The organism is Robertmurraya kyonggiensis (genome assembly GCF_005116465.1).
GTDB lineage: Bacteria > Bacillota > Bacilli > Bacillales > Cytobacillaceae > Robertmurraya > Robertmurraya kyonggiensis.
Map to the genome: position 1 here is coordinate 88,723 of NZ_SWBM01000004.1, position 24,020 is coordinate 112,742.

At 39.5% G+C, this 24,020-nt stretch carries 29 protein-coding genes, 1 tRNA gene, 1 pseudogene and 1 riboswitch; of the genes and pseudogenes, 4 read left to right on the top strand and 27 right to left on the bottom strand.

Going from position 1 to position 24,020, the window contains the following annotated elements; translation table 11 throughout:
• Positions 1–258 precede the first annotated feature (258 nt).
• The 13 genes from FA727_RS16375 to FA727_RS16420 all read right to left on the bottom strand — a co-directional run bounded on the left by FA727_RS16375 (position 259) and on the right by FA727_RS16420 (position 9,738).
• Complete coding sequence (locus tag FA727_RS16375; RefSeq protein WP_246041937.1) at positions 259–2,508, bottom strand: AAA family ATPase; 2,250 nt, start codon at positions 2,506–2,508, stop codon at positions 259–261.
• A 12-nt stretch (positions 2,509–2,520) separates the two neighbouring features.
• Complete coding sequence (locus tag FA727_RS16380) at positions 2,521–2,736, bottom strand: hypothetical protein (protein WP_136832653.1); 216 nt, start codon at positions 2,734–2,736, stop codon at positions 2,521–2,523.
• A gap of 199 nt (positions 2,737–2,935) precedes the next feature.
• Complete coding sequence (locus tag FA727_RS16385) at positions 2,936–4,516, bottom strand: DEAD/DEAH box helicase (RefSeq protein ID WP_136832654.1); 1,581 nt, start codon at positions 4,514–4,516, stop codon at positions 2,936–2,938.
• 10 nt (positions 4,517–4,526) lie between these two features.
• Complete coding sequence (locus tag FA727_RS16390) at positions 4,527–5,090, bottom strand: hypothetical protein (protein ID WP_136832655.1); 564 nt, start codon at positions 5,088–5,090, stop codon at positions 4,527–4,529.
• Between the two features lie 22 nt (positions 5,091–5,112).
• Positions 5,113–6,201, bottom strand: a complete 1,089-nt coding sequence (locus tag FA727_RS16395) for an ATP-binding protein (protein ID WP_136832656.1) — start codon at positions 6,199–6,201, stop codon at positions 5,113–5,115.
• Positions 6,201–7,520: an AAA family ATPase gene (locus tag FA727_RS16400; protein ID WP_136832657.1), complete on the bottom strand. Its 1,320-nt coding sequence runs from the start codon at positions 7,518–7,520 to the stop codon at positions 6,201–6,203. Before FA727_RS16400 ends, FA727_RS16395 begins: the two co-directional genes overlap by 1 nt.
• Before the next feature lie 34 nt (positions 7,521–7,554).
• A complete protein-coding gene (locus FA727_RS25450; RefSeq protein WP_438646631.1) occupies positions 7,555–7,707 on the bottom strand; it encodes a DUF6906 family protein in 153 nt (50 codons plus the stop codon).
• 86 nt (positions 7,708–7,793) lie between these two features.
• Positions 7,794–8,060 (bottom strand): AbrB/MazE/SpoVT family DNA-binding domain-containing protein, encoded by a 267-nt coding sequence (locus FA727_RS16405; RefSeq protein ID WP_136832658.1) that lies wholly within the window; start codon positions 8,058–8,060, stop codon positions 7,794–7,796.
• A gap of 21 nt (positions 8,061–8,081) precedes the next feature.
• Complete coding sequence (locus FA727_RS24120) at positions 8,082–8,246, bottom strand: hypothetical protein (RefSeq protein ID WP_158318902.1); 165 nt, start codon at positions 8,244–8,246, stop codon at positions 8,082–8,084.
• Positions 8,247–8,277: 31 nt separating this feature from the next.
• Positions 8,278–8,454 (bottom strand): hypothetical protein, encoded by a 177-nt coding sequence (locus FA727_RS24125; protein ID WP_158318903.1) that lies wholly within the window; start codon positions 8,452–8,454, stop codon positions 8,278–8,280.
• A gap of 171 nt (positions 8,455–8,625) precedes the next feature.
• Positions 8,626–9,081: a DUF5348 domain-containing protein gene (locus tag FA727_RS16410; RefSeq protein WP_136832659.1), complete on the bottom strand. Its 456-nt coding sequence runs from the start codon at positions 9,079–9,081 to the stop codon at positions 8,626–8,628.
• Positions 9,082–9,152: 71 nt separating this feature from the next.
• Positions 9,153–9,473 (bottom strand): DUF771 domain-containing protein, encoded by a 321-nt coding sequence (locus FA727_RS16415; protein ID WP_136832660.1) that lies wholly within the window; start codon positions 9,471–9,473, stop codon positions 9,153–9,155.
• A gap of 19 nt (positions 9,474–9,492) precedes the next feature.
• Positions 9,493–9,738, bottom strand: a complete 246-nt coding sequence (locus FA727_RS16420; RefSeq protein WP_136832661.1) for a helix-turn-helix domain-containing protein — start codon at positions 9,736–9,738, stop codon at positions 9,493–9,495.
• 178 nt (positions 9,739–9,916) lie between these two features.
• Between FA727_RS16420 and FA727_RS16425 the strand changes: the two genes are divergently transcribed.
• From FA727_RS16425 to FA727_RS16435, 3 genes are read left to right on the top strand one after another with little or no spacing between them, the layout of a single operon-like run.
• Entirely contained in the window at positions 9,917–10,369 is a 453-nt protein-coding gene (locus tag FA727_RS16425; protein ID WP_136832662.1) for a helix-turn-helix domain-containing protein, read from the top strand.
• 14 nt (positions 10,370–10,383) lie between these two features.
• Entirely contained in the window at positions 10,384–10,809 is a 426-nt protein-coding gene (locus FA727_RS16430; RefSeq protein ID WP_136832663.1) for an ImmA/IrrE family metallo-endopeptidase, read from the top strand.
• A 39-nt stretch (positions 10,810–10,848) separates the two neighbouring features.
• On the top strand, positions 10,849–11,973 hold the full coding sequence (locus FA727_RS16435) for a site-specific integrase (RefSeq protein WP_136832664.1): 1,125 nt from the start codon (positions 10,849–10,851) through the stop codon (positions 11,971–11,973).
• Between the two features lie 146 nt (positions 11,974–12,119).
• On the opposite strand, the gene FA727_RS16440 is transcribed toward FA727_RS16435, so the two are convergent.
• The 13 genes and pseudogenes from FA727_RS16440 to FA727_RS16500 form a co-directional block, all read right to left on the bottom strand.
• A tRNA-Arg gene (locus tag FA727_RS16440) sits at positions 12,120–12,196 on the bottom strand.
• Positions 12,197–12,342: 146 nt separating this feature from the next.
• Positions 12,343–12,858, bottom strand: coding sequence for a metallophosphoesterase family protein (locus FA727_RS16445; protein WP_136832665.1), 516 nt, complete (start codon positions 12,856–12,858; stop codon positions 12,343–12,345).
• A gap of 14 nt (positions 12,859–12,872) precedes the next feature.
• Complete coding sequence (locus tag FA727_RS16450) at positions 12,873–13,475, bottom strand: XTP/dITP diphosphatase (protein WP_136832666.1); 603 nt, start codon at positions 13,473–13,475, stop codon at positions 12,873–12,875.
• Complete coding sequence (gene rph / locus FA727_RS16455; RefSeq protein WP_136832667.1) at positions 13,472–14,227, bottom strand: ribonuclease PH; 756 nt, start codon at positions 14,225–14,227, stop codon at positions 13,472–13,474. Before rph ends, FA727_RS16450 begins: the two co-directional genes overlap by 4 nt.
• A 221-nt stretch (positions 14,228–14,448) precedes the next feature.
• Entirely contained in the window at positions 14,449–15,501 is a 1,053-nt protein-coding gene (locus FA727_RS16460) for a GerMN domain-containing protein (protein ID WP_136832668.1), read from the bottom strand.
• Positions 15,502–15,640: 139 nt separating this feature from the next.
• Positions 15,641–16,453, bottom strand: a complete 813-nt coding sequence (racE, locus tag FA727_RS16465) for a glutamate racemase (protein ID WP_136832669.1) — start codon at positions 16,451–16,453, stop codon at positions 15,641–15,643.
• Between the two features lie 10 nt (positions 16,454–16,463).
• Positions 16,464–16,919: a MarR family winged helix-turn-helix transcriptional regulator gene (locus FA727_RS16470; RefSeq protein WP_136832670.1), complete on the bottom strand. Its 456-nt coding sequence runs from the start codon at positions 16,917–16,919 to the stop codon at positions 16,464–16,466.
• A gap of 158 nt (positions 16,920–17,077) precedes the next feature.
• Positions 17,078–17,302 (bottom strand): spore germination transcription factor GerE, encoded by a 225-nt coding sequence (gene gerE / locus FA727_RS16475; RefSeq protein ID WP_019154738.1) that lies wholly within the window; start codon positions 17,300–17,302, stop codon positions 17,078–17,080.
• 151 nt (positions 17,303–17,453) lie between these two features.
• A pseudogene (locus tag FA727_RS16480) lies at positions 17,454–17,914 on the bottom strand (acyl-CoA thioesterase).
• 148 nt (positions 17,915–18,062) lie between these two features.
• Positions 18,063–18,344 (bottom strand): hypothetical protein, encoded by a 282-nt coding sequence (locus FA727_RS16485; protein WP_158318904.1) that lies wholly within the window; start codon positions 18,342–18,344, stop codon positions 18,063–18,065.
• A gap of 47 nt (positions 18,345–18,391) precedes the next feature.
• The gene (sdhB, locus tag FA727_RS16490; protein WP_126410442.1) at positions 18,392–19,153 is read right to left on the bottom strand and encodes a succinate dehydrogenase iron-sulfur subunit; all 762 of its coding nucleotides are present in this window, start codon (positions 19,151–19,153) and stop codon (positions 18,392–18,394) included.
• 3 nt (positions 19,154–19,156) lie between these two features.
• Complete coding sequence (gene sdhA / locus FA727_RS16495) at positions 19,157–20,917, bottom strand: succinate dehydrogenase flavoprotein subunit (protein ID WP_136832672.1); 1,761 nt, start codon at positions 20,915–20,917, stop codon at positions 19,157–19,159.
• 35 nt (positions 20,918–20,952) lie between these two features.
• On the bottom strand, positions 20,953–21,561 hold the full coding sequence (locus tag FA727_RS16500; protein ID WP_136832673.1) for a succinate dehydrogenase cytochrome b558 subunit: 609 nt from the start codon (positions 21,559–21,561) through the stop codon (positions 20,953–20,955).
• Positions 21,562–21,919: 358 nt separating this feature from the next.
• On the opposite strand from FA727_RS16500, the gene FA727_RS16505 reads away from it, so the two are divergent.
• A complete protein-coding gene (locus FA727_RS16505) occupies positions 21,920–22,372 on the top strand; it encodes a YslB family protein (protein ID WP_136832674.1) in 453 nt (150 codons plus the stop codon).
• 58 nt (positions 22,373–22,430) lie between these two features.
• Here the strand turns inward: FA727_RS16505 and FA727_RS16510 are convergent, their stop codons facing one another.
• Positions 22,431–23,660 (bottom strand): aspartate kinase, encoded by a 1,230-nt coding sequence (locus FA727_RS16510; RefSeq protein WP_136832675.1) that lies wholly within the window; start codon positions 23,658–23,660, stop codon positions 22,431–22,433.
• Between the two features lie 138 nt (positions 23,661–23,798).
• Positions 23,799–23,977: riboswitch (Lysine riboswitch) on the bottom strand.
• Between the last annotated feature and the right edge of the window lie 43 nt (positions 23,978–24,020).

The following is a 24,020-nucleotide window of genomic DNA, read 5'->3' on the forward strand; positions in this document are numbered from 1 at the left end:
AAAGAGAAAAGTGTGTGGCGGGCAGAGCGTAAGCCCACCACTTTTTTCTCTATGACGGACAGGGAGTGAAACGGAAATGTTATATATTTATATATACCGTTTCATTTCACTCTGAAATCTTCGAGAAATATCGAGAATTTCACGATTTGAAATGAAATGAAATTTACCGAGAATTTCACAAAATGAAGAAATGAAAAACCTCGAGAATTTCACGATTTGAAATGCGAAATGAAATGTTTCACTATCGAGAATTTCACTTCACTGTTTTTCTGGTACTCTTCCAACTTCTCCATTCACAATCCAAAAACCACCATGATTTTTAATGCGGTTTCGAACCGTTCTGTCTGTTTTGCCCATGTATTCGGCAAGAGAATCTAGCGTTACTTTCCCGTCGATTGTGCAGGCTTCAAAGGCTGTTTCGAGAGAATCGTTTTGCTCTTTCTTGATTTCTGCAGGGCTCTTTTTCTTTTTTTCAAAGTTCTTTTTCCACGGTGGATTTTCCCCTTCTGGCTTGATATCCGTTAAAACTCCCACATCATCGACTCTGTGAACAGGATACTGGAACCACATGTTAACTGGCGCAAACTTCGGATACTCACGTAATGTTCCTTCAACGCGCCATGCAGAACGGATACGCACACTCTGAATAGCTCTATTAATCTCGTCTTCTACTTGCTGAAGAATGTCAGGTGTTAAAACTCGCTTAGCATGCGTATTCATTTGGGAAATGCTCTGTTGATCATCGATGCCCACATGCTCATCGAAGTAGTCATAGTTAACTTGTTTGATTGCGTTAGCATAAATACTAGAAGCGATTGCACCCTCTTGCTGCTTAATCAAATCCTCAGTAATCTCTAACTCTACTAAGTCGATTAATGCGTCAGGGTCACGGGCGAATACTCCGGAACCAGAAGCACGGTCCATCGACTTCTTATTTCCTTGTGTACCTTTCGAGTGATGGTGACAGTAGATGACACTAGAGCCTAATTCTGTGGCAATCTTATCGAACTGATTCGTAAAGTGGGCCATCTGGTCCGCGCTGTTTTCGTCCCCTGTGAGGACCTTGTAAATTGGGTCGATAATAACGGCGATGTACCCCTTTTTATGAGCTCGTCGGATTAACTTAGGAGCGAGCTTGTCCATTGGAACGGACTTCCCTCTCAGATTCCAGATATCAATATTCTTGATGTTATTCGGTTGAAGTCCGAGTGCTGCATAAACATCTTTGAAACGATGAAGCGCACTGGCTCTATCCAACTCTAAGTTGACGTATAAAACATGACCTTGCGTACATTGCCAACCTAACCACTTAGCGCCTTCAGCAATTCCAATAGCCAACTCAATTAATGCGAAAGATTTACCGGCCTTCGAAGGACCAGCCATCAACATTTTATGGCCTTGTCTAAGGATTCCTTCTATTAAAGGCGGTGCCATATCAGGAAGGTTGTCGTAGAAATCCTCTAGACTTTCCATGTCCGGAAGATCATCATTTAGATCCTCAATCCACTCATGCCATTCATCCCAATCGGTTTTACCGATGTTCGTATCAATGATGAACTGCTTTTTGCCATTTCGAACGATACCAGGCAAGCGACTTAATCGAGACGGATTTCTGTTTTGGTTATCTACGTTCAGACCGTTCTTCTTACAGATGTTATATAAGTAATCAACGCGCTTTCTATACTCATCGTAGTTAGCTGCATCTACTCGAACGATGGCATGAAGACTTCTTTTGCCACTATGAACGAGGATCGCGATAGGCAATTCCAATTCACGAAGAATGGCATTTTGCTTTTCAATTTCCATGTTGTCGGATTCGACTAAGGCATAACGATACTCGGAAACATTGTCATTTTTGACGCCTTTCCCATCTAAAGGATTGAATCGAATCCATGCGCCTGCTTCCTCTTTGTAATCGCCCAGGACTGAGCCGATATCTCCATCACACTTATTCAAAGCTTCAATTAATTGACCAGCTGTACGATCGTAAGCTCCTGATGTCGGCTTATAGATAGTGTCTCCTGTCTTATCATCAACTAACTGATAGGTCTCAGTGACATAGCCAACATGCTCGGTCGATTGAAAAAGTGTTTCTAAGTAACGAGTGATTTCGCGTACTGGATTCCAATTGGAAGGCTCAATGATTTCCTTCCCTTCAATCCAGTTCTTATCGATAATTCGATAATCCTCGTCCACGCTAATCTCATCGTTCCAGTCGAGCTCATGGGACTCTTGGCTACGGGGAGAAGTCCAGCCGTTGTCTTTGGCCATCTGCGTAATAGTTGCACCAGTGATGCCACTACCTTCGAAAGAAGTCCATTTCTTAAAGCATTCACCAGGACGATATCTTTGAACATCTCTTCTGCTCCACTCATCCCAGTCACTTGCTGTATAACCTTCATGCTTCAATGCCATTCCGACATTGAGCCATTCTTGGTAATCCAAAAAGGAAGGATCAATGTAATCTAGTAAAGTAATTAAATCTAGTTTTGTCTCCAAACGATTCACCAGCTTCCTCCATCATCTAAACCATTTATGGCTTGGATGATCTATATCAACCTGTCGCATCTCAGAAAGGACTAAAAGTGTCTTAAGTTCCTCGTAATCAAGTGTGTAAATAGATTCTTTGAATTGATTTTGAGTAACTTTGAGTGCTTCCAGTCTTTCAATAATCATATTTCGCTTCATTTCTTGGTGAAGACTTGCATTTTTAACAGAATCATATAAAATTCCCATTACTTCACCTCGAGTAATTTAATCTATTGGTTTCCCGAATATTTGCTGTTCGCACGAATCACAAAATACAGGATTGATTGGTTTTCCGTAACACCCACATTCATAACCACTACAACATAACTCTGGTTCATAATCTTCAGTTACTTCAATATCTCTATGGCATGAATCACAATGCCAGTTTTTCAATGATTTAGTTAGATTACTCCCCACGATACTCACTAGGAACAATCCCTTCTGGCGTTCTCCAACCATTGGCCGCAATGCGATCGATTAGCTTTTTAGCATTATCGAAAGACCAGGTACCGACATGCTCGAACCCTCGTTGTTCAAGAAAACGGATTTGTTTAGGAGTCGTTAACCCTTGTTCTCTACGATTTTCTAAACGCTCGAGTAGTTTTGTCGCTTTCCCTGCGTTATCAATCTCGTCTGGAAGAATCCCAAGCTTTTCTAGAGTAGCCACTTGTTTTTCACTTGGCGGCCCCATTTCCCATCCAAATGAAGGAACATAACTAGCTAAGTCTTCAGCTTGGATGCTCATTTCAAATTGCAACGGATCCACTAGCCTACGTTTGCGTTTCTTCATTTCAGCTAATTGCTTTGCGAGTGCTTCTTCACGTTGAGCAACAACATCTTCAGCAGCTGTTTTCTCGACAGCTTCCAAATCTAGTGGAACACCTGCAGCTTCAATTTGTTGGGTCATCACTTTGGCTACTTCTTCATTCTCTGCAATTAAGTGAGCTGGATGACATAATTCGTGACGATCAGTATGCCAGAGAAAATCTAGTAACAATAATTCAGTTTTACCAGGATGAAGTCGGGTACCACGCCCAACCATCTGCGAGTATAAAGAACGTACTTTTGTCGGCCGTAACACTACGACGCAATCGACACTTGGACAATCCCAACCTTCTGTTAAAAGCATAGAGTTGCAAAGCACGTTGTATTTATCATTCTCGAAATCTTCCAAAATCTCAGCGCGGTCTTTTGAATCCCCGTTGACTTCTGCTGCTCGGAAGCCTTTTCGATTAAGAATCTCAGTGAACTTTTGACTTGTCTTTACTAACGGAAGAAAGACAACAATTTTACGATCCTTTGCTGTTCTTACCATTTCATCTGCGATGGATTCTAAATAAGGATCCAAGGCTGTCCCAATTTCACTTGCTTTAAAATCCCCTGCCTGTTGACTAACTGTGGATAAATCCAATTTTAAGGGAATAGTCAAAGCTTTAATTGGGCTTAAGTATCCTGCTTTAATAGCTTTTGGTAATGTATATTCGTATGCTAATGACTCAAAAAACGAGCCCAAATTCCGCATATCTCCACGGTCTGGTGTAGCCGTTACACCCAGCACGTTTGCATTTTCAAAATAGCTTAATACTCTCTGATAACTGTCGGACAAACAATGATGAGCCTCATCGATAATAATCGTATCGAAGAAATTCTTATCGAAGCGTTCCAATCTCTTTTCTCGCATCATCGTTTGAACACTTCCCACGACTACGCGGAACCAACTACCGATAGAAGTTTGTTCTGCTTTTTCAGTCGCGCATTTTAACCCTGTGCTTTTGCCTAATTTGTCAGCTGCTTGATCCAATAATTCGCCCCGGTGGGCAAGGACGAGAACTCTCTCGCCCTTTATGACTCTATCCTCAATCACTTTGGAGAATACAATCGTTTTACCGCATCCAGTTGGAAGGACAAGCAATGTCTTCTGAATCCCTTTTTCCCACTCGTTTTGAATCGATACACGAGCTTCTTGTTGGTAGTCTCGAAGTTTCATAGCTTACCTCCTAAAATTGTCCTGGTGTGAATCCTCCACCTTGTTGCGTTCCTGTCGGAAAAGGCGTTTGTTGCTGAACTGGTTGTTGCTGTTGATATGTTGGCTGTTGTTGCACTGGTGGCTGATATCCCTGTTGTTGACCTTGAGGGAACGCTTCCTCATACGGATAGAATTTTTTCACCTGATTATTAGTGCGTTCTGTTCCATCATTACCTGTAAACTTATTGATTTCTAACTTCAATTTCCCTTTGGAGCCAATGACTGCATTCCAGTTCATGCGTAACTTTTCGCCTTTTTTCTTTTGCCCAATAGCTGAGAAAAATGCGGAGAGCAATCCTTCTGTTTTCGTGTGCAAGAATAAGTTATGGAAAATCACTACGTCTCCGTGTTCTTGTGTGTGAACTGCTAATTCTAGCTTCGCTTGATTACAAGCTGGCATCTTTGCACTGCCTTGAAATCTTGCGCGTTCAAATTTCGTAACTGTAAAGAAGTAATCACCTTCAGGCAGTAATATAAAGTCACTACCGTCCTTTTCTATCTCGTCATCCCAACCTAATTCTCTTTCTGTTGTCATCATGAATCCCTCCAGTAATTAATTAGTTAAACGGTAAGTTTTTTCTAAAGTCTTGAACCATACCAAATACTTGCACCCACGCACCAACCAATACGCCATTTACAAAGCCTGGGTCGTAATTCGCAATAGGTGTTCCCATCGGATAATAGCCTTTTTGACTGACCACGACTTGAATCTCTTCCTCAGACACACCATTTTGAGACATTAAATCCCTCAGTGACTGTGGAATCGATGGATCCAAGGAAGTAGCATTATTCGTTACTGGTTGCGTCACTGGTTCCTGTGGCGGTGGTGCAATGGATTGTGAAACTGGTTGCTCTTGCACAGGTGCAGTTTGCGTTGTTGTTTGTGGCGGTACAACTGGCTGCGTTTGTGCTTGGTTGTTAAAAATATGAGCAATCTGGCCATAGTCTAATGGAAATTCATCTGGCAAACCGTGGCGGTTTTTTGCGTCCCAAGCAGGATGATGAGTAGCGAAAACAGTACGAACGCCACCTTGTCCTTTATGCTTTTTGTTTTTTGCTTTATCATCCACCGCAACGCTATACGTTTTGTAGTTAATGAACAAAACCATGTCAGCCCATTCCTTAACCAATGGAGCAGTCTGTGAGCTTGTCTTTTTCCCGAGCTTCAGCTGATAGCGGTCATAAGATCCCATTTCATCAGGTTGCTCAAATTTAACGATTTGAGAATGAGCAGTGAGGACGACATTAATTCCTACCTCAATCAGATCACTTAGCTTATTAAGGAAACGTCCTAGTTCCTCTTTCACATAGACGTATCCATTGCCATAACCAAAGTCCTCTACACCCTTTTTATTGTGTTCGGCACAAACAAATTCAGTACAAAGCATTTCTGCCCAATCAACTGTATCAATGATGAGAGTTTTATATAGACCTCCTTGGTGTTTGACCCATTCAACTTGCTGCTGAAGCATCGTCCAACTACTAGGTTTCGGAAGTCGGTTAACATCCAACTCAGTTGTCGAACCCTCTGTATCTATGAAAATAGGATTCGGAAATTGTGCTGCAAGAGAGGATTTTCCAATCCCCTCTGGACCATACAAAACTACCTTTTTAGCTTTTTCGATTTTCCCACTAATTACTTGCATTAAAATTCACCTGCCTTCCAAGTTGGAGTTGATGCCACTGGCTCCTGGACTGGAACCGGAGCTTGTTGATCTTCTTCAGCTTGTCCAGCTACATAGCCATCTTCGATAATGATGGAGCACTCTTCTCCAGTAGAAACTCTTGTAGCGATTGCTTGCAGACCTTCTTGCTCTAACCATTGACCAAATTCTTGTAAACTATCTAAATCCATTTGCTCAAGCTTATCCAGTAGAATGAAACCACAATTAGGCTTTAACTTTCGGACGATAGCAGCTGATACTTTTAGTTGGTCCGAACCAGACATGTTATCCCACTTCTGACCTTCATAGACGAGTTCCCCATCATCCACACTTAAGCCTTCAAGCGGTAAGTCTGCATTGGTCAATAGGTCGCTCTTTTCCTTACGAACTGCTTCAATCTGAGTTGTGAGTTGGTCATATTGCATTCTGTATTCATTGGCATCTGTTTCAGCCTTATCTTTATCAAGATTTGCACGAACCTTACGATTGATTTCATCGATTTGCTGAATGTTGCGTGCTAATTCTTCAGTCGATTCATCCATCAGATCGAGTGCATCTTTTTGAGCGATTTCTAAGTCTGCAGATAACTGTTTGAGTTTAGATTTAGCTTCGTTAAGTAGATTCGTTAAGCGTTCTACTTCTTGTGTTTGAACAGAAAATTGTTGTTGAATTTGCGTTAACTGGTTACGTTTACGTTGATTCTCACCGTTGCGAGCGAGAATGGCTTGTTGCTGTTGAATTAAGTCAGATGCAGAAATAGGCTCCTTCGGTGCATCAGGATAATACGGCTGCTCTTTGGCAAACTTCGATTTTTGGTCAGCAATTTGTCCGATTGCTCGACGGCTGTTGTAAATCTCCGTTTCTTTTTGCTCAAGTTCGAAAAGCTTGTGTCCTACACCGATAATTTGCAGTAAAGTATTCGCCTTTTCTTTGCTACTGGATGCCATGAATTTTGGTAAGTCGATAGCCAATTCATTGACGAAACTATCCAGTAGTTGTTGCCCTCCTTTCTCGCCATTCGGGTCAATGACTTTTAAATCTGAGTTTTTTCCTTTGCGCTCCACAATAAGCCCGTTTGAAAGAACTAAATGAAGATGTGGTGGAACGACAGATCCTTCTCGCGTCGCCTGGGAAGGACGATACTTATTTCCACCTAATGCCCAAGCAATAGAATCCAAGACACTTGTTTTCCCTTGTTTATTTTTACCGCCAACTATGGTTAGGCCGTTTGCTGAAGGCTCAATCTTAACGGCTTTGACACGTTTGACATTTTCTATTTCAAGCTTGTTAATTTTTATCATCGCGATTCTCCTTTATTAAGTGACATTGATAGACTTAATATTTAATAGATTTTTGTCTGCCAGATACCCTGTGAACGATCCACAACTCGTCCGGCAAGTTTTTCACGACTAACCAATTTTCAGGATTAAGACCAACATTCTTCATGATAATTTTCTGATTAAGACTTGGCCGTTTACCGTGTTTCATAACCCTCTCCTATTCCATCGCTGATCTAGGTGTGCTACAATGGTGTTGGATATTTAGATTTTTGACTCGTTGTTCCAGCAACGGGTCTATTTTTGTTCAATAAATGCGATAGCTTTTCTGAGGTCCTCGGAGTTTAATAGTTGCTCCCCATTAAGTGCAGCTTTTAAGTTAGTAACTACCGAAGCCTTTTCTTCATCGCGTTTATACTTTTTAATAACAAGGCCATCCTCTGTGCTGAACATTTCCATTGATGTACCTGGTCCCCAAGCATTCACGTCTCTTACTTCTTTAGGAATGACAATACGACCAAGCTCATCTATCTTTCTAACAATCCCTAAACCTTTAAGTTTCATGCATTTCCCCTCCTCTCAAGGTTAATTTTTTTCGATATAATTGATTGCATTTTGTAGGTACTTTCTAGTTGTCTTACGATTAACTGGAGTAGTCTGCAGAAGTGCATCAAGTCCTCTAAGCAACTGAGCCTTTTCAGCATCTTCACGCTGTAGTTCTACTCTTTTCAGTACAGTAGTTGCATTCATTCTTCTCGCCTCCTTTCAAGTAACAGAATGATTAATTCAGGTGTTCATGAACCGTTGAATAAAGTTGAGCTGCGTATTCATCTCCCACATAAGCGTCCTCGACATCGTCCAATAAAATTCCTAGACGAACCGTTTTAAGTTCTGTAGAAGGAGTCTCTAAAATCTCTTTCAAACGATTAGTAAGTACAAGCATTTCCCCTGTTTTCATCCTTTCACCACCCTTCGACGTTTCGTGTGTAATCGACAACATTTACAACTGGATAACTTTCACTTCAACTAGTGATGACGGCAGTTATCAGCATTCAAGTTATTTCCACAGCATTTTTCGCAACATTCGCCAAAAAAAGTGAGGTTATTCACCTCGGTATTTCGTAATTAATTATTTTCTAACGCGTACCATCATCCCATTAATTGAAACATCTGGACCTAGAGCCTTTGCGTAATAGTCGGAACCATTATGTTCAATTGATGTGTAAAGCCAATATTGCTCGTCGTATTTCGTGTCGTTATATAAGATTTCGCAAGTACTTCCAGAAGTGAAATATGTGCCACTCGGGAGGGCATATCTCTTTGCATCGTTATGTTTGATGTAACCCTGTTCGACAACTGGCTTAGTTAGATATTCTAGTCTGTAATAAATGTCTTCTAGTGATTCAGTGAGAATTCTGTATTGGTCCTTCATAAATTCCTGGTCTAAATTTTCTCGATTGACCCTCAGATTTTCACAATCGTCACCTAATTCATAAAGCAAGTCTTTAATTTCACTTTTCACTTTTAAGAAGTGATATTTAGCATCTTCCAAAGAAATATCCTTTGAACTTTTGTTGAAATACATTTATCTTCCTCCCTATTTTCTATTGACGTCGCTACCGTCTTATCAGCTATCAAGACCAACAATTAATTTCCTTACTGGGTAAAGATTTGTTGAAAGTATTTATCCAAAAAATCAGCCATCTTTGTGGCTTGGAACGCCCATGTCTGACCTTTTGATTTTGGATAATAAACAAAGCCACCATGATCAACATCAAGCTTTTTTCGAAACCTCGACGGATAAAGAATGTTTTCTTTAATCCATTCAGACTTTTTATTAGTACGACTCTCCAAGTCCTTCATGTTCCAATACACACCTTTGAGCTGTTGTTCTTTCAGTTCCTGTAGCTCAACTTTGGATATGAGGACTTGGTCTGCTGGTACCGGGATGGTTAAATTGACTGTTAATTGTTGCATTGAATAATAGCCACCTCCCTTATGAAATTAATCTACGTTCCTTTATCGGAACGATAGGTTCAAAAAAATAGGCGATCGGTACGCCGTATTTTGAGTGCAATAGATTCACATCACTTAATGAGAAGTCTGCTCCAAAACCATTCAGCTTTTTGCTTACGGTATTAGGCTTTACTCCCAGTAATTCAGCTACATCCTTATGCGAAATATTCTTTTCCACTAGAAACGCTTTGACTTTGTAATAAGGTTGCCTGTTTCTTGAGTCCACTATCTTTCACCTCCGTTCGTTCCGTTTGTGGAACAACTCAAATATAAAACAGATTTATTCCCATGTCAACAACAAAAATTCCTTTTGTGGAATTATTTTTTGACAAATTGTTGCATTATAGGAACAAACATTGTAGAATATTCCCATACAAGGAATATTGGATAGGAGAGAACAGAGAATGAACGTGTTTGGGGAAAGGCTTAAAGAGTTAAGGGGAAATCTTAGTTTGGAGGATCTAGCAAACAAACTTAATAGTAAATACGAAACTAATATTAGTAAGAGCATGCTTTCCAGATATGAAAATGGCGCAGACCCTAAAATGGAGAATGTTAGAGTTATCGCAGACTATTTTAAGGTGACAGCTGATTACTTACTTGGTATTAACAATGACAAAGTTGTTCCTTTTAACCCTCAGCTAAATGAAAAGGATGAGAAGGACATTCAAAAGGAATTGCAAAAAATGATCGACGGACTAGAAGGTAAAAATGGATATGCTGCTTTTGATGGGAATACATTAGAAGGGCTTGACGAGGAAGATAAGGAACTACTTATTTCTTCACTAGAAAACTCCTTACGCTTGGCTAAGCGCTTGGCTAAGCAGAAATTCACACCTAAAAAACACAGAGATTAGGAGAGCAGCAGGCCATGGAACATATAGAGAGAAAAGTCCGGTCATTAGTGAGTCAATTTCAAACGAACTGCCCATTTAAGTTGGCCAAGTTGTTAGGCATTCAGGTCGTACATGAACAACTTGGCAACACAATGGGATATTACAGCAAGCATTTTCGTATCAAAATAATTCATTTAAATGAAAAACTAGATACTGAAGAAAAAGAGTTTGTATGTGCTCATGAGTTAGGACACGCTATCCATCATCCAGATGCTAATACGCCCTTTCTAAAAAAACACACATTGTTCTCGACTGAAAAGATTGAACAAGAGGCGAATGTTTTTGCCCTAAATCTACTATTCCTTGAAAAAGAATTACATGAGCAATATTCCATCGAGACTGCCTTAAATAAGTACGGCATTCCTCAAAAGTTGCTTAGGGATTCTAATATATTTTTTTAACCTCAAAACAGAACACACGTTCCAAAGGAGGGAGCAAGTTTGGCAAGTTTTACAAACCGCGGAACGAAGACGAAACCATCTTGGCAGTATACAGTAAGTAGGATGGTGAATGGAAAATCAGATCCCATACGTAAAGGTGGGTTCAAATCAAAGAAGGAGGCTCAAGTAGCAGCTACAGAAATAGAGGAGAAGTTGAACAAAGGAGTAGCTCCAACAAAAGTTCGAAAAGTAACACTCGAAGAGTATTTTGAGTCCTGGCTCAACATATTCAAACCTGGTATCAGCGACAACACTCGAGCACGATACTTAACAACGTTGGAAACGATTAAAGCTGAGTTCCCAGGAACTTATGTTCAAGACATATCAAAACGCTCATATCAGTCTGTTTTGAATAAGTATGGTGAATCTCACGGGCTAGCAACTTCAAAGAAATTGAATTCACATATCAGAGCATGTGTGAAGGAAGCAATTGACGAAGGACTCATTAGTGTCGATTTCACGAGAGGTGTGAAGCTTACCGGAGAAAAACCGAAAAAAACTGAAGAGAAGCACTTAAATTTTTTCGAAAGCAAACGACTGCAAAAATATCTACTGAAGAACTTAGATCCTAAGAATATGATGAATTACTTAATTCTTCTTGGTTTAACTACAGGCTTACGATTTGGGGAGCTTGTTGGACTTACCCGGACAGACTTTGATTTCAAAAAGAACAGACTTAATGTTGATAAAGTTTGGGGCTACAACAACAAAATGAAAAAGGGTTTCGGACCTACGAAAAACGAGCAATCTGTTCGAGTAATCAAGGTAGATAAGACCACTATGCGAATCTTCAAAGAGCTATTTAAAGAGACACCTGACAAGCCACATGGTTTAGTATTTCACAGCACTTTGTCTAAGTACGGAGTGATTACTAATAACGGTGTGAACAAGGTTCTGAAGAGCATTCTGAATGAATTAAATATTGACCAGATTACCGTTCACGGTCTACGTCATACCCATATCAGTGTGCTGCTTTATAAAAGGTTATCCATCACATACGTTTCGGAACGAGCTGGCCATAAAGATATCAACACAACACTAAGCACTTACGCGCATGTTCTGAAAGAGTTGCGAGAAGAAGATGAAGAAGCAGCTGTTGCGATATTTGAGGAGGTTGCGGTGTAAAAAATGTGTAAAAAAGTTTCAAAACGTATCTCTTCTAAACGGTTTCTAAAAGGAGCGATAAAAATAAAAAAACTCTCAAAAACGTTGGTGCAACAACATTCTTAAGAGTTTCCTCCTGGTGCTCAAATGAACATAATTAAATTAAATGGCGTCCCAGGAGAGATTCGAACTCCCGACCGTACGCTTAGAAGGCGTATGCTCTATCCGGCTGAGCTACTGGGACATAAAAGTTTGATGACTCGAAATCACTTTGCTTTTTTCGAGGACATTTTTTATTATATTAGGCTAACATTTAAAAGTCAATAGAAAAATTCATTTTTTTACTGTGAAAATCAAGGGGCCTCCACACCCCTTGAATATTTCACACAATCACCCAAGATTAAATGTTTGTCGCAATTCCACCATTTCCCCGCTATCGAAATCATGAACCTCAAGTTCAACTTTATTCCCTTGGATATCTAGGATGACATAAGTACGTTCTTGTCTTCCTCTTGGCAAACGAAGGCTACCTGGGTTAAGAAACAGCTTTCCTCGAACTAATTCCGCTCCCAATAGGTGAGAATGTCCAAAGCAAACAATTTGGGCATTGACCTCATCAGCACGATAAAGTAGCTTCATCAACGAAGATTTCACATCAAAAAGATGCCCATGTGTGACGAAAAAACGAAAACCACTGGATTCTGCCAAGATTTCATTTTCAAAATCGCCTGTAAAATCACAGTTTCCCCGCACCACAGTAAATCCTTGAATTTCCTCATCGTCTTTTTCAAGCTCTGAATCACCACAGTGAATCATGAGCTCTACTTCCCGTCCATGGCGTTTCTTTAACTCCTCTAGTTCTGCACGCCAGCCATGACTATCACTTACAACTAGCACCTTTGCCATAAAAATCGCACCTTCTACTTACTAAATTTACTTGAATTCAATATGCTTTCAAGATTTTTTAAAGCCTTAGCACGATGACTGATTTGGCTTTTTACTTCAGGTTCTAACTCAGCCATTGCTTTTCCAAATTCCTTCACAAAAAAGATTGGGTCGTAGCCGAAGCCATGACTACCTCTTCTCTCTCTTAAAATCATCCCTTCACATGTACCGTGTACCGTTAGGGATTCTCCATCTGGAAATGCAACAGCTAACGCACAGTAAAAACGAGCAGTTCTCTCTTCATCTGGAACCTCTTCAAGTTCTTTTAAAACCTTATCCATATTAGCCTGATCACTTTTTTCAAGACCTGCATAACGTGCCGAATAAATCCCTGGTGCACCATCCAAAGCATCCACAATTAACCCAGAATCGTCAGAAATGACAACCTGTCCGGTTATTTTACTTACAGCTTCAGCCTTCAGCAGTGCATTTTCTTCAAATGTCTTACCTGTCTCTTCAATGTCCTCGATATCATCAAAATCCAATAGTGTTTTTACTTCGTAATCTAAAGGCAGGAACATTCTTTCAAATTCCTTTGCCTTGCCTTTATTTTTTGTCGCGATAATTACTGTTTTCATTTCGATTTCTTCTCCTCAATTTTCGCCGCCGCTTCTTCACCAATCGCGATACGTTGATGTTCAAATAGTTCAGAAATACCTTCCTGCGCTGCTTTTAACAACTGCTGTAATTGCTCGTAGGAAAAAGTAGCTTCTTCCCCTGTTCCTTGCACCTCTACGAACTCGCCATTTCCTGTCATAACAATATTCATATCCACATTTGCTTGTGAATCTTCTATGTAATTTAAATCTAATACAACCTCATTATCTTCTAAAATTCCAACACTTGTGGCCGCAAGAAAATCTTTTACCGGATATTTGGAAAGCTTGCGGTCCTTATATACCTTATGTAAGGCTTGCGTCATCGCCACAAAAGCACCTGTAATGGAAGCCGTTCTTGTTCCTCCATCTGCTTGGATAACATCACAATCCACCCATACCGTTCTTTCTCCAAGCGCCTCTAAATCAACAACTGCCCGAAGTGCTCGGCCAATTAAACGTTGAATTTCCATTGTACGCCCAGTGATTTTCCCTTTAGCAGATTCTCGAATATTTCTTTGTCCTGTAGCACGAGGTAGCATCGAATACTCTGCAGTTACCCACCCTTTTCCTTGCCCTCTCATAAAAGGTGGCACCTTTTCTTCAATCGTTGCTGTACAAATTACTTTCGTATTCCCTACTGTAATGAGTACAGAGCCTTCTGGATGTATTAAATAATCCGTATCAATTTGGATTGGTCGCAATTGAAAAGATTGTCTTTCATCAGCACGCATTTGTCATTTCCTCCTTCTCCATACACTAGAGTCTATTTTACAATGATTTAATCACAATTTCTGCATTAACGTTGACGTATTTTTGAACTCGTAATCCTTAAGTCGAAAAAATAGTGGATAGTTATTTTCTCCTTGCGTCGAAAAAACTTAAATGAAAGAAGAGGCGGCATTTAGCCAACCTCTTTCTTTCGTCCTTTATATAGTATATCAAAAAAGATTTTTTAAAAACTACCTGTGTTGACATTTTCAGGTCGAGTCACTGGTTCTGCTAGCTTCTCCCCATTTTCTCTTACAAGATCTGCTTTTCCATTTACCATCACTTCAACACTTTCGATGCCCTTCTGTTCAGTTAGAGAAAGAACAAGTGAGTTCAAGACATGCTCAGAGATAACTTTTTCTTCAAAGCTGCCGTAAATGGACTCATTGAAATTCAATGTAACCTTACCATCTTTAATTTTTGGCTCATCTAATAATTGAACGTCATGAGCAAAATCATTGATTAGAGGTGAATTATAGCTCGGACCTTTTACAAGTTCTGCTACAAGGCCTTCAATATTATTTTCCTCAACGCGACGAGTGACAGGAACATAGTAGTAAGCCCCTTCATCACCAGCTACATAATAAACTGTTGCCGCCTTTGTATTCGTAATATCAACAACCTCTGAAGTATCAATATTGATTCCATTTACTCGACTAATTGATGCTCCAATTGGTGTACCAGCTACTGGCATTTCATTTAAATCATGACCATTTAATTGCAGCTTCACATTCTCGATCGAATCAAATTGAGTTAGTGTCCAAGTGACTGCCTGTAAAATTTTCAATTCATCCTCTGGCTTATAATTCTTAAATTCATTCGAGAAATTGACCGTAGCCGTCTTATCTTTTACATTAATATTCACTTCTGTGTCAGCAGGTAAAACAGCTGCAAATCCATTTGGAAGTATTTCTGAAACTGGCCCGTCTTGGACTAAATATTCAATCGCTTGTTTTGCAACAGATTCGGTTTTTGGCAACTCCAATGTCTGAGGTACCACATAACCATTTTTATCAAACAAATAAAGCTCTGTTCCAATTGTTTCTTCTGCTACCTCTTGATCCACACCTTCTTCAGCTACACTTTCCTCCGTAACTGTTCCGTCATCCGTATACGTTACCGTTTTAGGTGGATCTATTTCCTCTTTCTTTTCACTTCCTAGTAATCCACAGCCAGATAATAGAACGGATGAAATAATCACTGATGTGAATATAGTAGTTCTCTTATTAATGGACATGCATATCCCTCCAAAGACAGTTTGTACTAACATATATACGAGCCCTATTTTCAAATTAGACCGCAACTGATAAAAAAAATGGACAACATGCATGAAAATATTTAATTTTTACAAATGATTTCAAAAAAAATAAGCCCCCTTAACGGAGACTTTTACTGCCAATTTTAATTTTTTGTACGTTAGTTATATCTTTCCCTAACCAGCTCGAAGCGATTTTTGAAAAAATACGACTTGAACCTGTTGTGAAATATTCATGTTCAGGAATCTCACTATTATTCGTAAGTAGACCCTTATAATTTAAGATACTACTTACTTCTCTAGCCGTTTCTTCCCCAGAACTGATGACATTAATTCCAGTTCCCATCGTCGCTTTAATGATCGGTTCTAAAAGTGGGTAATGGGTACAACCTAATATAAGGGTATCTAATCCCTTGTTTTGTAGAGGAATGAGGGTTTCTGCCACAACTTTCCGTGCGACTGGACCATCATAATCTCCACTCTCCACTAATGGTACAAATTTCGGACAAGCTAAGCTATTCACTTTAGTTGAGCCATTAATCGATTTTAAGGCAATTTCGTATGCATTGCTCTTAATCGTACCCACGGTTCCTATAACACCTATATGATAATTCTTTGTCACCTTTAAAGCTGTTATCGCTCCTGGGTAAATCACACCAATTACGGGTATCGGTAAAGTTCTTTTAATTTCTTCTAGAGCAACAGCAGTAGCTGTATTACAAGCAATAACAAGCATTTTAATATTCTTATCTAATAAAAAATCTGTAAGCTGCCATGTAAACTTTTTTACTTCTTCACCGGAGCGGGGGCCATATGGACATCTTGCTGTATCGCCTAAATACACAATCCGTTCATACGGTAGTTGACGCATGATTTCCTTTGCTACCGTTAGACCACCTACACCAGAATCAATAACTCCAATTGGTTGTTCCAAACATCTCGCCTCATTCTCGCATATCTTGATGTAATCGCATTAAGTTGTCCTTTAGCGTGACAACCTCTTCATCAGAGTGATTTTTTAGCACTTCCTGAAGGTAAACTTGACGCTTCTTAATTACTTCGTCAATAATTCTTTCCCCTTCTGCTAAAAGATGAATCCTGACGACACGTCGATCCTTTGGGTCCTTTACACGCTTCACTAATTCGTTGCGTTCCATTCGGTCGACAAGGTCAGTTGTTGTGCTAAAGGCTAAATACATTTTATTCGATAACTCACCAATTGTCATGTCTCCTTCTTCAAAAAGCCACTGTAACGCGACAAACTGAGGAGGCGTAATTGTATAATTGCTAAGGATTTCTCTTCCTTTTTGTTTCACAATTCCTGATATGTATCTTAAATCCTTTTCTATGTCCGCAACAATCGATAAATCTTTCAGTTCTTTCGTCTTCTCTTGCTCCATCCCATGACCACTCCCCTATTCCGAATCCGTACCAATCACATAATTTTTCTTTTATTTTCTACCTTTTTCCTTGAAATTTCAAGAAGAAATAGAACGAGGTCGTCGGATACTGTCGAAAATGTGTAAACCGGCACCCAAATTGGATTGCCGGTTTTCATTTAAAGTTCTAGCTCTCCCATTCGAAGGAGCTCTACAACGGCTTGTGAACGCCCCTTAACGCCTAACTTCTGCATGGCATTCGAAATATGATTCCGAACCGTTTTTTCGCTGATAAACAGTTCACTAGCGATTTCTTTCGTAGTTTTATCTTGTACTAATAACTCAAATACTTCTCTTTCACGTTTGGTGAGTAATGGCTTGTGAGTATATTCATTCTCCTTCAAGTATTGTAACCCTCCTTGCCTTCGCCAGCTATGAACAGCGGGGTGGGTATATATTTAGTCACGATATCATATGTGAATTATTCAATGAGAGTGACTACAAACCTTTAAAGGAGTTCGTGTTTTATAAGAAAATGTGCGAATGCGGAGTTTACTAAATAGCTCCCTCTTTTAGATTTAACTCTTTTTTCATATTTTCTGTCCATGGAAGACTCTTACCCGTCTTTTTAGAAATCTGAACAATCGTTCCACGGCCCACAAAACTAATATTCCGTTTTCATTTTTTCCCATGTAGTGGATATCAACTGAGGAAATTCCAACACTATTGGCCTTCACATAGATCCTTAATCTTTCATCGAAAAATACTTGTTTTAGAAAATCACATTGCAGGTCAGCCACAACAATAATGGCTTCGCTTTTTTCATTTAACCAATCCGCCATGAATCCTTTACTCTTAAAAAATTCAATCCGCGCCTCTTCATAATATGTAAAAGGGACCGTATTGTTTAAATGTCCAAACATATCCGTCTCAGAAAATCTTACTCTTACCGGATAATAAAAATCAAAATCCTTCTGCCACGTGGCTAAATCATCAATATAGCTAATTCTGCTCATCTAAATCCCTCCTGATTTTATGAATGATTATTCATTCATTATAAAACATTTTCGGATAATTGGGAATAATTTAGGATGGTTGGATGGCATTAGGTAGCATTACATATACGTTTGATTTGTATAGGGTGGCTTTCTGAAGGAGGTAATTTTAGCACTGGAAATCTTTTACTACATCATCTTTTGAAAATACCCTATTCTGTCTGACGAATCCCATTTGCACGCCATGTTCTTCTGAAAAAGCAACATCCTGACCGACAAATCCCATTTGCTCGCCAAGATTCTCCGAGAACACTCCATCCTGACCGACAAATCCCATTTGCACGCCATGTTCCTCTGAAAACACTACATCCTGACCGACAAATCCTATTTGCACGCCAAGAACCTCACAAAATGACCAATCCTGACCGGCAAAATAAAAAAGCTGCCCCAAAGGACACCAAATGACCTATCGGGACAGCTTTCCACAATATTAAATTATTAAACTTGATCGCTTCCGAAGAAGTTCTTGAATGATTGAATTGCTGTGTCTCTATTTAATGCTGCAATCGAAGTTGTCAAAGGAATTCCCTTTGGACAAGACTGAACGCAGTTTTGTGAGTTCCCACAGTTAGCAAGTCCACCGTCTCCCATAATAGCATCTAAGCGTTCTGCTTTATGCATCTCTCCAGTAGGATGAGAGTTAAATAGACGAACCTGTGAAAGCGGTGCAGGACCGATAAAGTTGGAGTTGCTATTTACATTTGGACACGCTTCTAGACAAACACCACAAGTCATACATTTTGAAAGCTCATAAGCCCATTGGCGTTTTTTCTCCGGCATACGAGGTCCAGGACCTAAATCGTATGTACCATCGATTGGAATCCAAGCCTTTACCTTTTTCAAGGAATCAAACATACGGCTTCTATCCACTTGTAAGTCCCTAATAACAGGGAATGTACGCATTGGCTCTAAGCGAATTGGTTGCTCAAGCTGATCAACAATCGCCGAACAAGATTGACGTGGCTTTCCGTTGATGACCATGGAACAAGCTCCACATACTTCTTCTAGACAGTTCATATCCCAAGTAATTGGAGAACTTTCTTGTCCCTTCGCGTTAACTGGATTACGACGAATCTCCATTAATGCAGAAATAACGTTCATATTCGGACGATAAGGTACTTCAAATTCTTCCTGATATGGTTCAGCTTCAGGTGAATCTTGTCTTGAAATAATAAATCGAACAGTTCTAGTTTCAGACATGGCTTAGTTCTCCTCCTTTTTCTTAGAATAATCACGCTTACGCGGCGCGATTAAGGAAGTGTCTACTTCTTCGTAGTGGAATGCAGGTGCTTGTTTAGCATCTACAAATTTAGCCATTGTTGTTTTTAAGAATTCCTCATCATTTCTTTCAGGGAAGTCTGGCTTGTAGTGAGCTCCACGACTTTCATTACGATTGTAAGCTCCAATCGTAATAACACGAGCCAACTGAAGCATGTTTTGTAGCTGACGCGTGAACGCAGCCCCTTGGTTGCTCCATTTTGCTGTGTCGTGAATATTAATGTTTTCATAACGCTCAAGCAGCTCTTGTAATTTCTCGTCTGTTTTCAATAATTTATCATTGTAACGAACAACAGTAACATTGTCTGTCATCCATTCACCAAGCTCTTTATGAAGAACATAAGCATTTTCAGTTCCATCCATGGACATGATGTTGTTCCATTTCTCTTGTTCTTGTTGAACATGCTGCTCAAATAAAGAAGAAGAAAGGGAATCAACACTCTTTTCAAGACCATTCACATATTTCACAGCATTTGGACCAGCAACCATACCACCGTAGATAGCAGATAGTAAGGAGTTTGCTCCGAGACGGTTCGCACCGTGCTGAGAATAATCACATTCACCTGCTGCAAATAATCCAGGGATGTTCGTCATTTGATCATTATCAACCCATAGACCACCCATTGAATAGTGAACAGCTGGGAAGATTTTCATTGGTAATTTACGTGGATCCTCACCAGTGAACTTCTCATAAATTTCAATAATTCCACCAAGCTTAATATCAAGCTCTTTTGGATCCTTATGAGAAAGATCAAGGTACACCATGTTTTCCCCGTTAATACCTAATTTTTGATTCACACACACATCAAAAATTTCACGAGTCGCAATATCACGAGGAACTAAGTTTCCGTACGCTGGATATTTTTCCTCTAAGAAATACCAAGGCTTCCCATCTTTATAAGTCCAAACTCGTCCGCCTTCTCCACGAGCTGATTCACTCATTAGACGAAGCTTGTCATCCCCAGGAATCGCTGTAGGGTGGATTTGAATAAACTCACCATTTGCATAATAGGCTCCTTGCTGATATACAATCGACGCAGCGGAACCAGTGTTAATAACAGAGTTAGTAGATTTTCCAAAGATAATTCCTGGGCCACCAGATGCTAGAATTACTGCATCTGCAGGGAATGATTTAATTTCCATTGATGTAAGGTTTTGAGCCATGATTCCACGACAAATTCCTTCATCATCAACGATTACCCCTAAAAATTCCCAACCTTCGAATTTTGAAACTAACCCAGCAACCTCATGACGACGAACCTGTTCATCTAATGCATATAGAAGCTGTTGTCCTGTTGTCGCTCCAGCAAAGGCCGTACGGTGATGCTGTGTACCTCCAAAACGTCTGAAATCTAGCAATCCTTCTGGAGTACGGTTGAACATTACACCCATACGGTCAAATAAATGGATAATTCCAGGCGCAGCTTCACACATTGCCTTAACAGGCGCTTGGTTTGCTAAAAAGTCTCCACCATAAATGGTATCGTCAAAATGAATATAAGGTGAGTCTCCTTCACCTTTTGTATTTACTGCTCCATTAATACCACCTTGGGCACAAACAGAGTGAGAACGTTTTACCGGCACTAATGAAAATAATTCAACTGATGTTCCTGTTTCAGCAGCTTTGATCGTTGCCATTAAGCCGGCTAATCCACCACCGACTACAATAACTTTTCCTTTAGCCACGCGTATCACTCCAATCTTATATCTCTAGCAATCTATTAAACGAACGCGAATATTGCACGAATCCCTACAATTGATAGGGCAATGAAAATTACCATCGTTACATATGTGGAAATCAATTGTGATCTCGGAGTAACAGTAATCCCCCAGCTCACTGCAAAGGACCATAGTCCATTCGCAAAATGGAAAATCGCAGAAACAACCCCGATTATGTAGAACGTAACCATGAATGGATTAGACAAAATACTCTCCATCATATCGAAGTTAACGTCGGCACCAAAAGCGGCAGCAATTCTCGTTTCCCATACATGCCACGCAAGAAAGATGAGTGTAATTACGCCAGTTACACGTTGGAGTAAGAACATCCAGTTGCGGAAAAAATTATATCGGCTCACATTATTTTTTGCTGTGAATGCAATATAAATTCCATAAATTGCATGAAACAACAATGGTAAGAAAATAACAAAAATTTCTAAGAAAGTTCTAAAAGGTAAAGATTCCATAAAATGTGCAGCTTTGTTGAAGGATTCCTCTCCTCCAGTAGCAAAATGATTGACCACTAGATGCTGTACAAGGAAAAGCCCAACTGGAATAACACCAAGTAGTGAATGCAATCTGCGATTAAAAAACTCTCGATTACTCGCCATGAATTTACCCCCTTTTTGAATTTAAGCCATGAAGCTTTTCGTTTCTTCCCTATTCCCCTTTAATAGGAATTTCAATCATACTCACTATGTAAAAAATAGTTCGACATTTTTTACAATTGTGTGACATGTTCATTTTACTCTCTACTATGGAGAGCGTCAAGAAAACGGATACACAAAATTCCCTATATAAACAAAATCTTTTGATATTACAAACAATGAACTTTTCCTTGTTTATTCCCTTTTTTCTATATATTAAAATAGCAATTATTACTAATTGTACAACTATTCTTTTTTTATTTTTTACGCGTAAAATCGAATAAATTGTATATAATAGAATCATAGAAAGAGGGGAAGAATATTGACCGAACTAAATACTTCTGAAATCGTCATTCCAACAGAGTCCGACTCTGTTCCAGTGTTTGGATATGAACTCATTCGTGAAATACTTTTACCAGGAATTCTTGGCAAAGAAACCTCAGCCATCCTTTATTGGGCTGGAAAAGACCTAGCTCGAAAATTCCCACTGCAATCCATGAACGAACTGGTTGATTTTTTCCAAAAAGCAGGATGGGGCCACTTAACAATTACGAACGAAGCAAAAAATGAATTAGAAGTTGAACTGACAAGCATCCTTACTTCAGAAAAATCACAGAAAAAAGATACTTCAACTTTTCAGCTCGAAGCAGGGTTTCTCGCCCAGCAAATCGAATTCCAGAAAAACGTAATCGCAGAATGTTATGAGCATCCGAAAAAACGTGCGAAAAAAATCATCTTCACGATCAAATGGGATCGTAAGGACCCGATTGATTAAATTTATTCTCACAAAAATAAGCCAAATGCGCTCGAACGCGTTTGGCTATTTTTTTGACCTATTGCTTCACAACTGTACCTGCTAATTCAAAAGCTTGATGTAGGGCTTCTACAGCCTTTAGCATATTTTTTTCTTCAACTACAGTTGAGACCTTGATTTCAGATGTACTAACCATTTTCACTTCGATATCATTCGCTGCTAATACTTCAAACATCGTAGCGGCCACTCCTGGATTTGAAACCATGCCTGAGCCTACGATGGAAACTTTCGCTAATTCTTCCTCAAACTGAATATTTTCGTATTGGAGTACCTCTTTATGGTCAACAAAGACTTGAAGCGTATCCTTAATGTCCTGTGATTGAATGGAAAAAGAAACGTCAGTTGTATTCTTATTTGTTGTACTTTGAATAATGATATCCACATTAATATGATGTTTAGCCAATGTTGTAAAAATCGTAGACAGGCTCTTTAATGTATTTGAAAGTCCTAATACGGTTACTTTCGTGATTTCATCTTCAAAAGCAACTCCTCTGACGACTAAATTTTGTTCCATTCTGCTTTCCTCCTCAATGATCGTTCCTGATTCTTTTTCCATACTTGAGCGAACCTCTAGTGGGACTTGATAATTTTTTGCAAATTCAACAGCTCGTGGATGAAGTACGCCAGCCCCTAGATTAGCTAATTCAAGCATTTCGTCATATGAAATGGACAATAATTTTCTTGCATCCTTCACATATCGAGGATCCGTTGTGAATACGCCTGTAACATCGGTATAAATATCACATTTATCCCCTTTTAATGCAGCTGCAAGAGCAACGGCTGTTGTATCGGAGCCCCCACGTCCAAGTGTCACAATCTCACCATCAATTGTCGCTCCTTGGAAACCGGCGACAACAACAATTTTACCTTCATCAAGCTCTTTATTGATTCTGCTTGTATCAATATTAAGAATGCGTGCATTTCCAAAAACGGGCTCCGTTTCTATACCTGCTTGCCAACCTGTGAACGAGACTGCATCAAACCCTTTTGTATGTAATGCCATCGTTAATAAGGAAATCGTAATTTGCTCTCCTGTCGTAAGAAGCATATCCATTTCCCTTTTACTAGGTTGCTTTGAGATTTCTTGTGCTAAAGAAACAAGCTGGTCCGTAGTTTTTCCCATTGCTGAAACGACTACTACTACGTTGTTACCCCTTTGCTTTTCTTCAATGACACGATTTGCGACATTCATGATTCTTTCTGGACTTCCTACTGAAGTACCACCAAATTTTTGTACGATTAATCCCACTTTTGTCCCTTCTTTCTTCTTCCCCAAGAATCTTTTTTGCTTTTCTCATAGTCTTTACTTAAAAGACAATAAAAAAAGCAATGAGATTCTATCTCATTGCTGCGTTATATAACGTAAAAAAATATTAATACGTGCGCACCAAAAGATAGCTCTCCAAGACATAACATCTTGACAATCCTGCATTTATTCAATACAGAACCAGCTAAGGAAGATATGAGTCTTCCCTCACTTCGGCGGTTCATCCCTTTCAAAGCCCCTCGCAGAAACTCATCTTTCTCCGAGCTTTTACTCTTAATGTCCGCACCTCTATCTTCACTTTAACAAAATAAAGTGATAGCGTTATGAAATTGTTCTCATTAT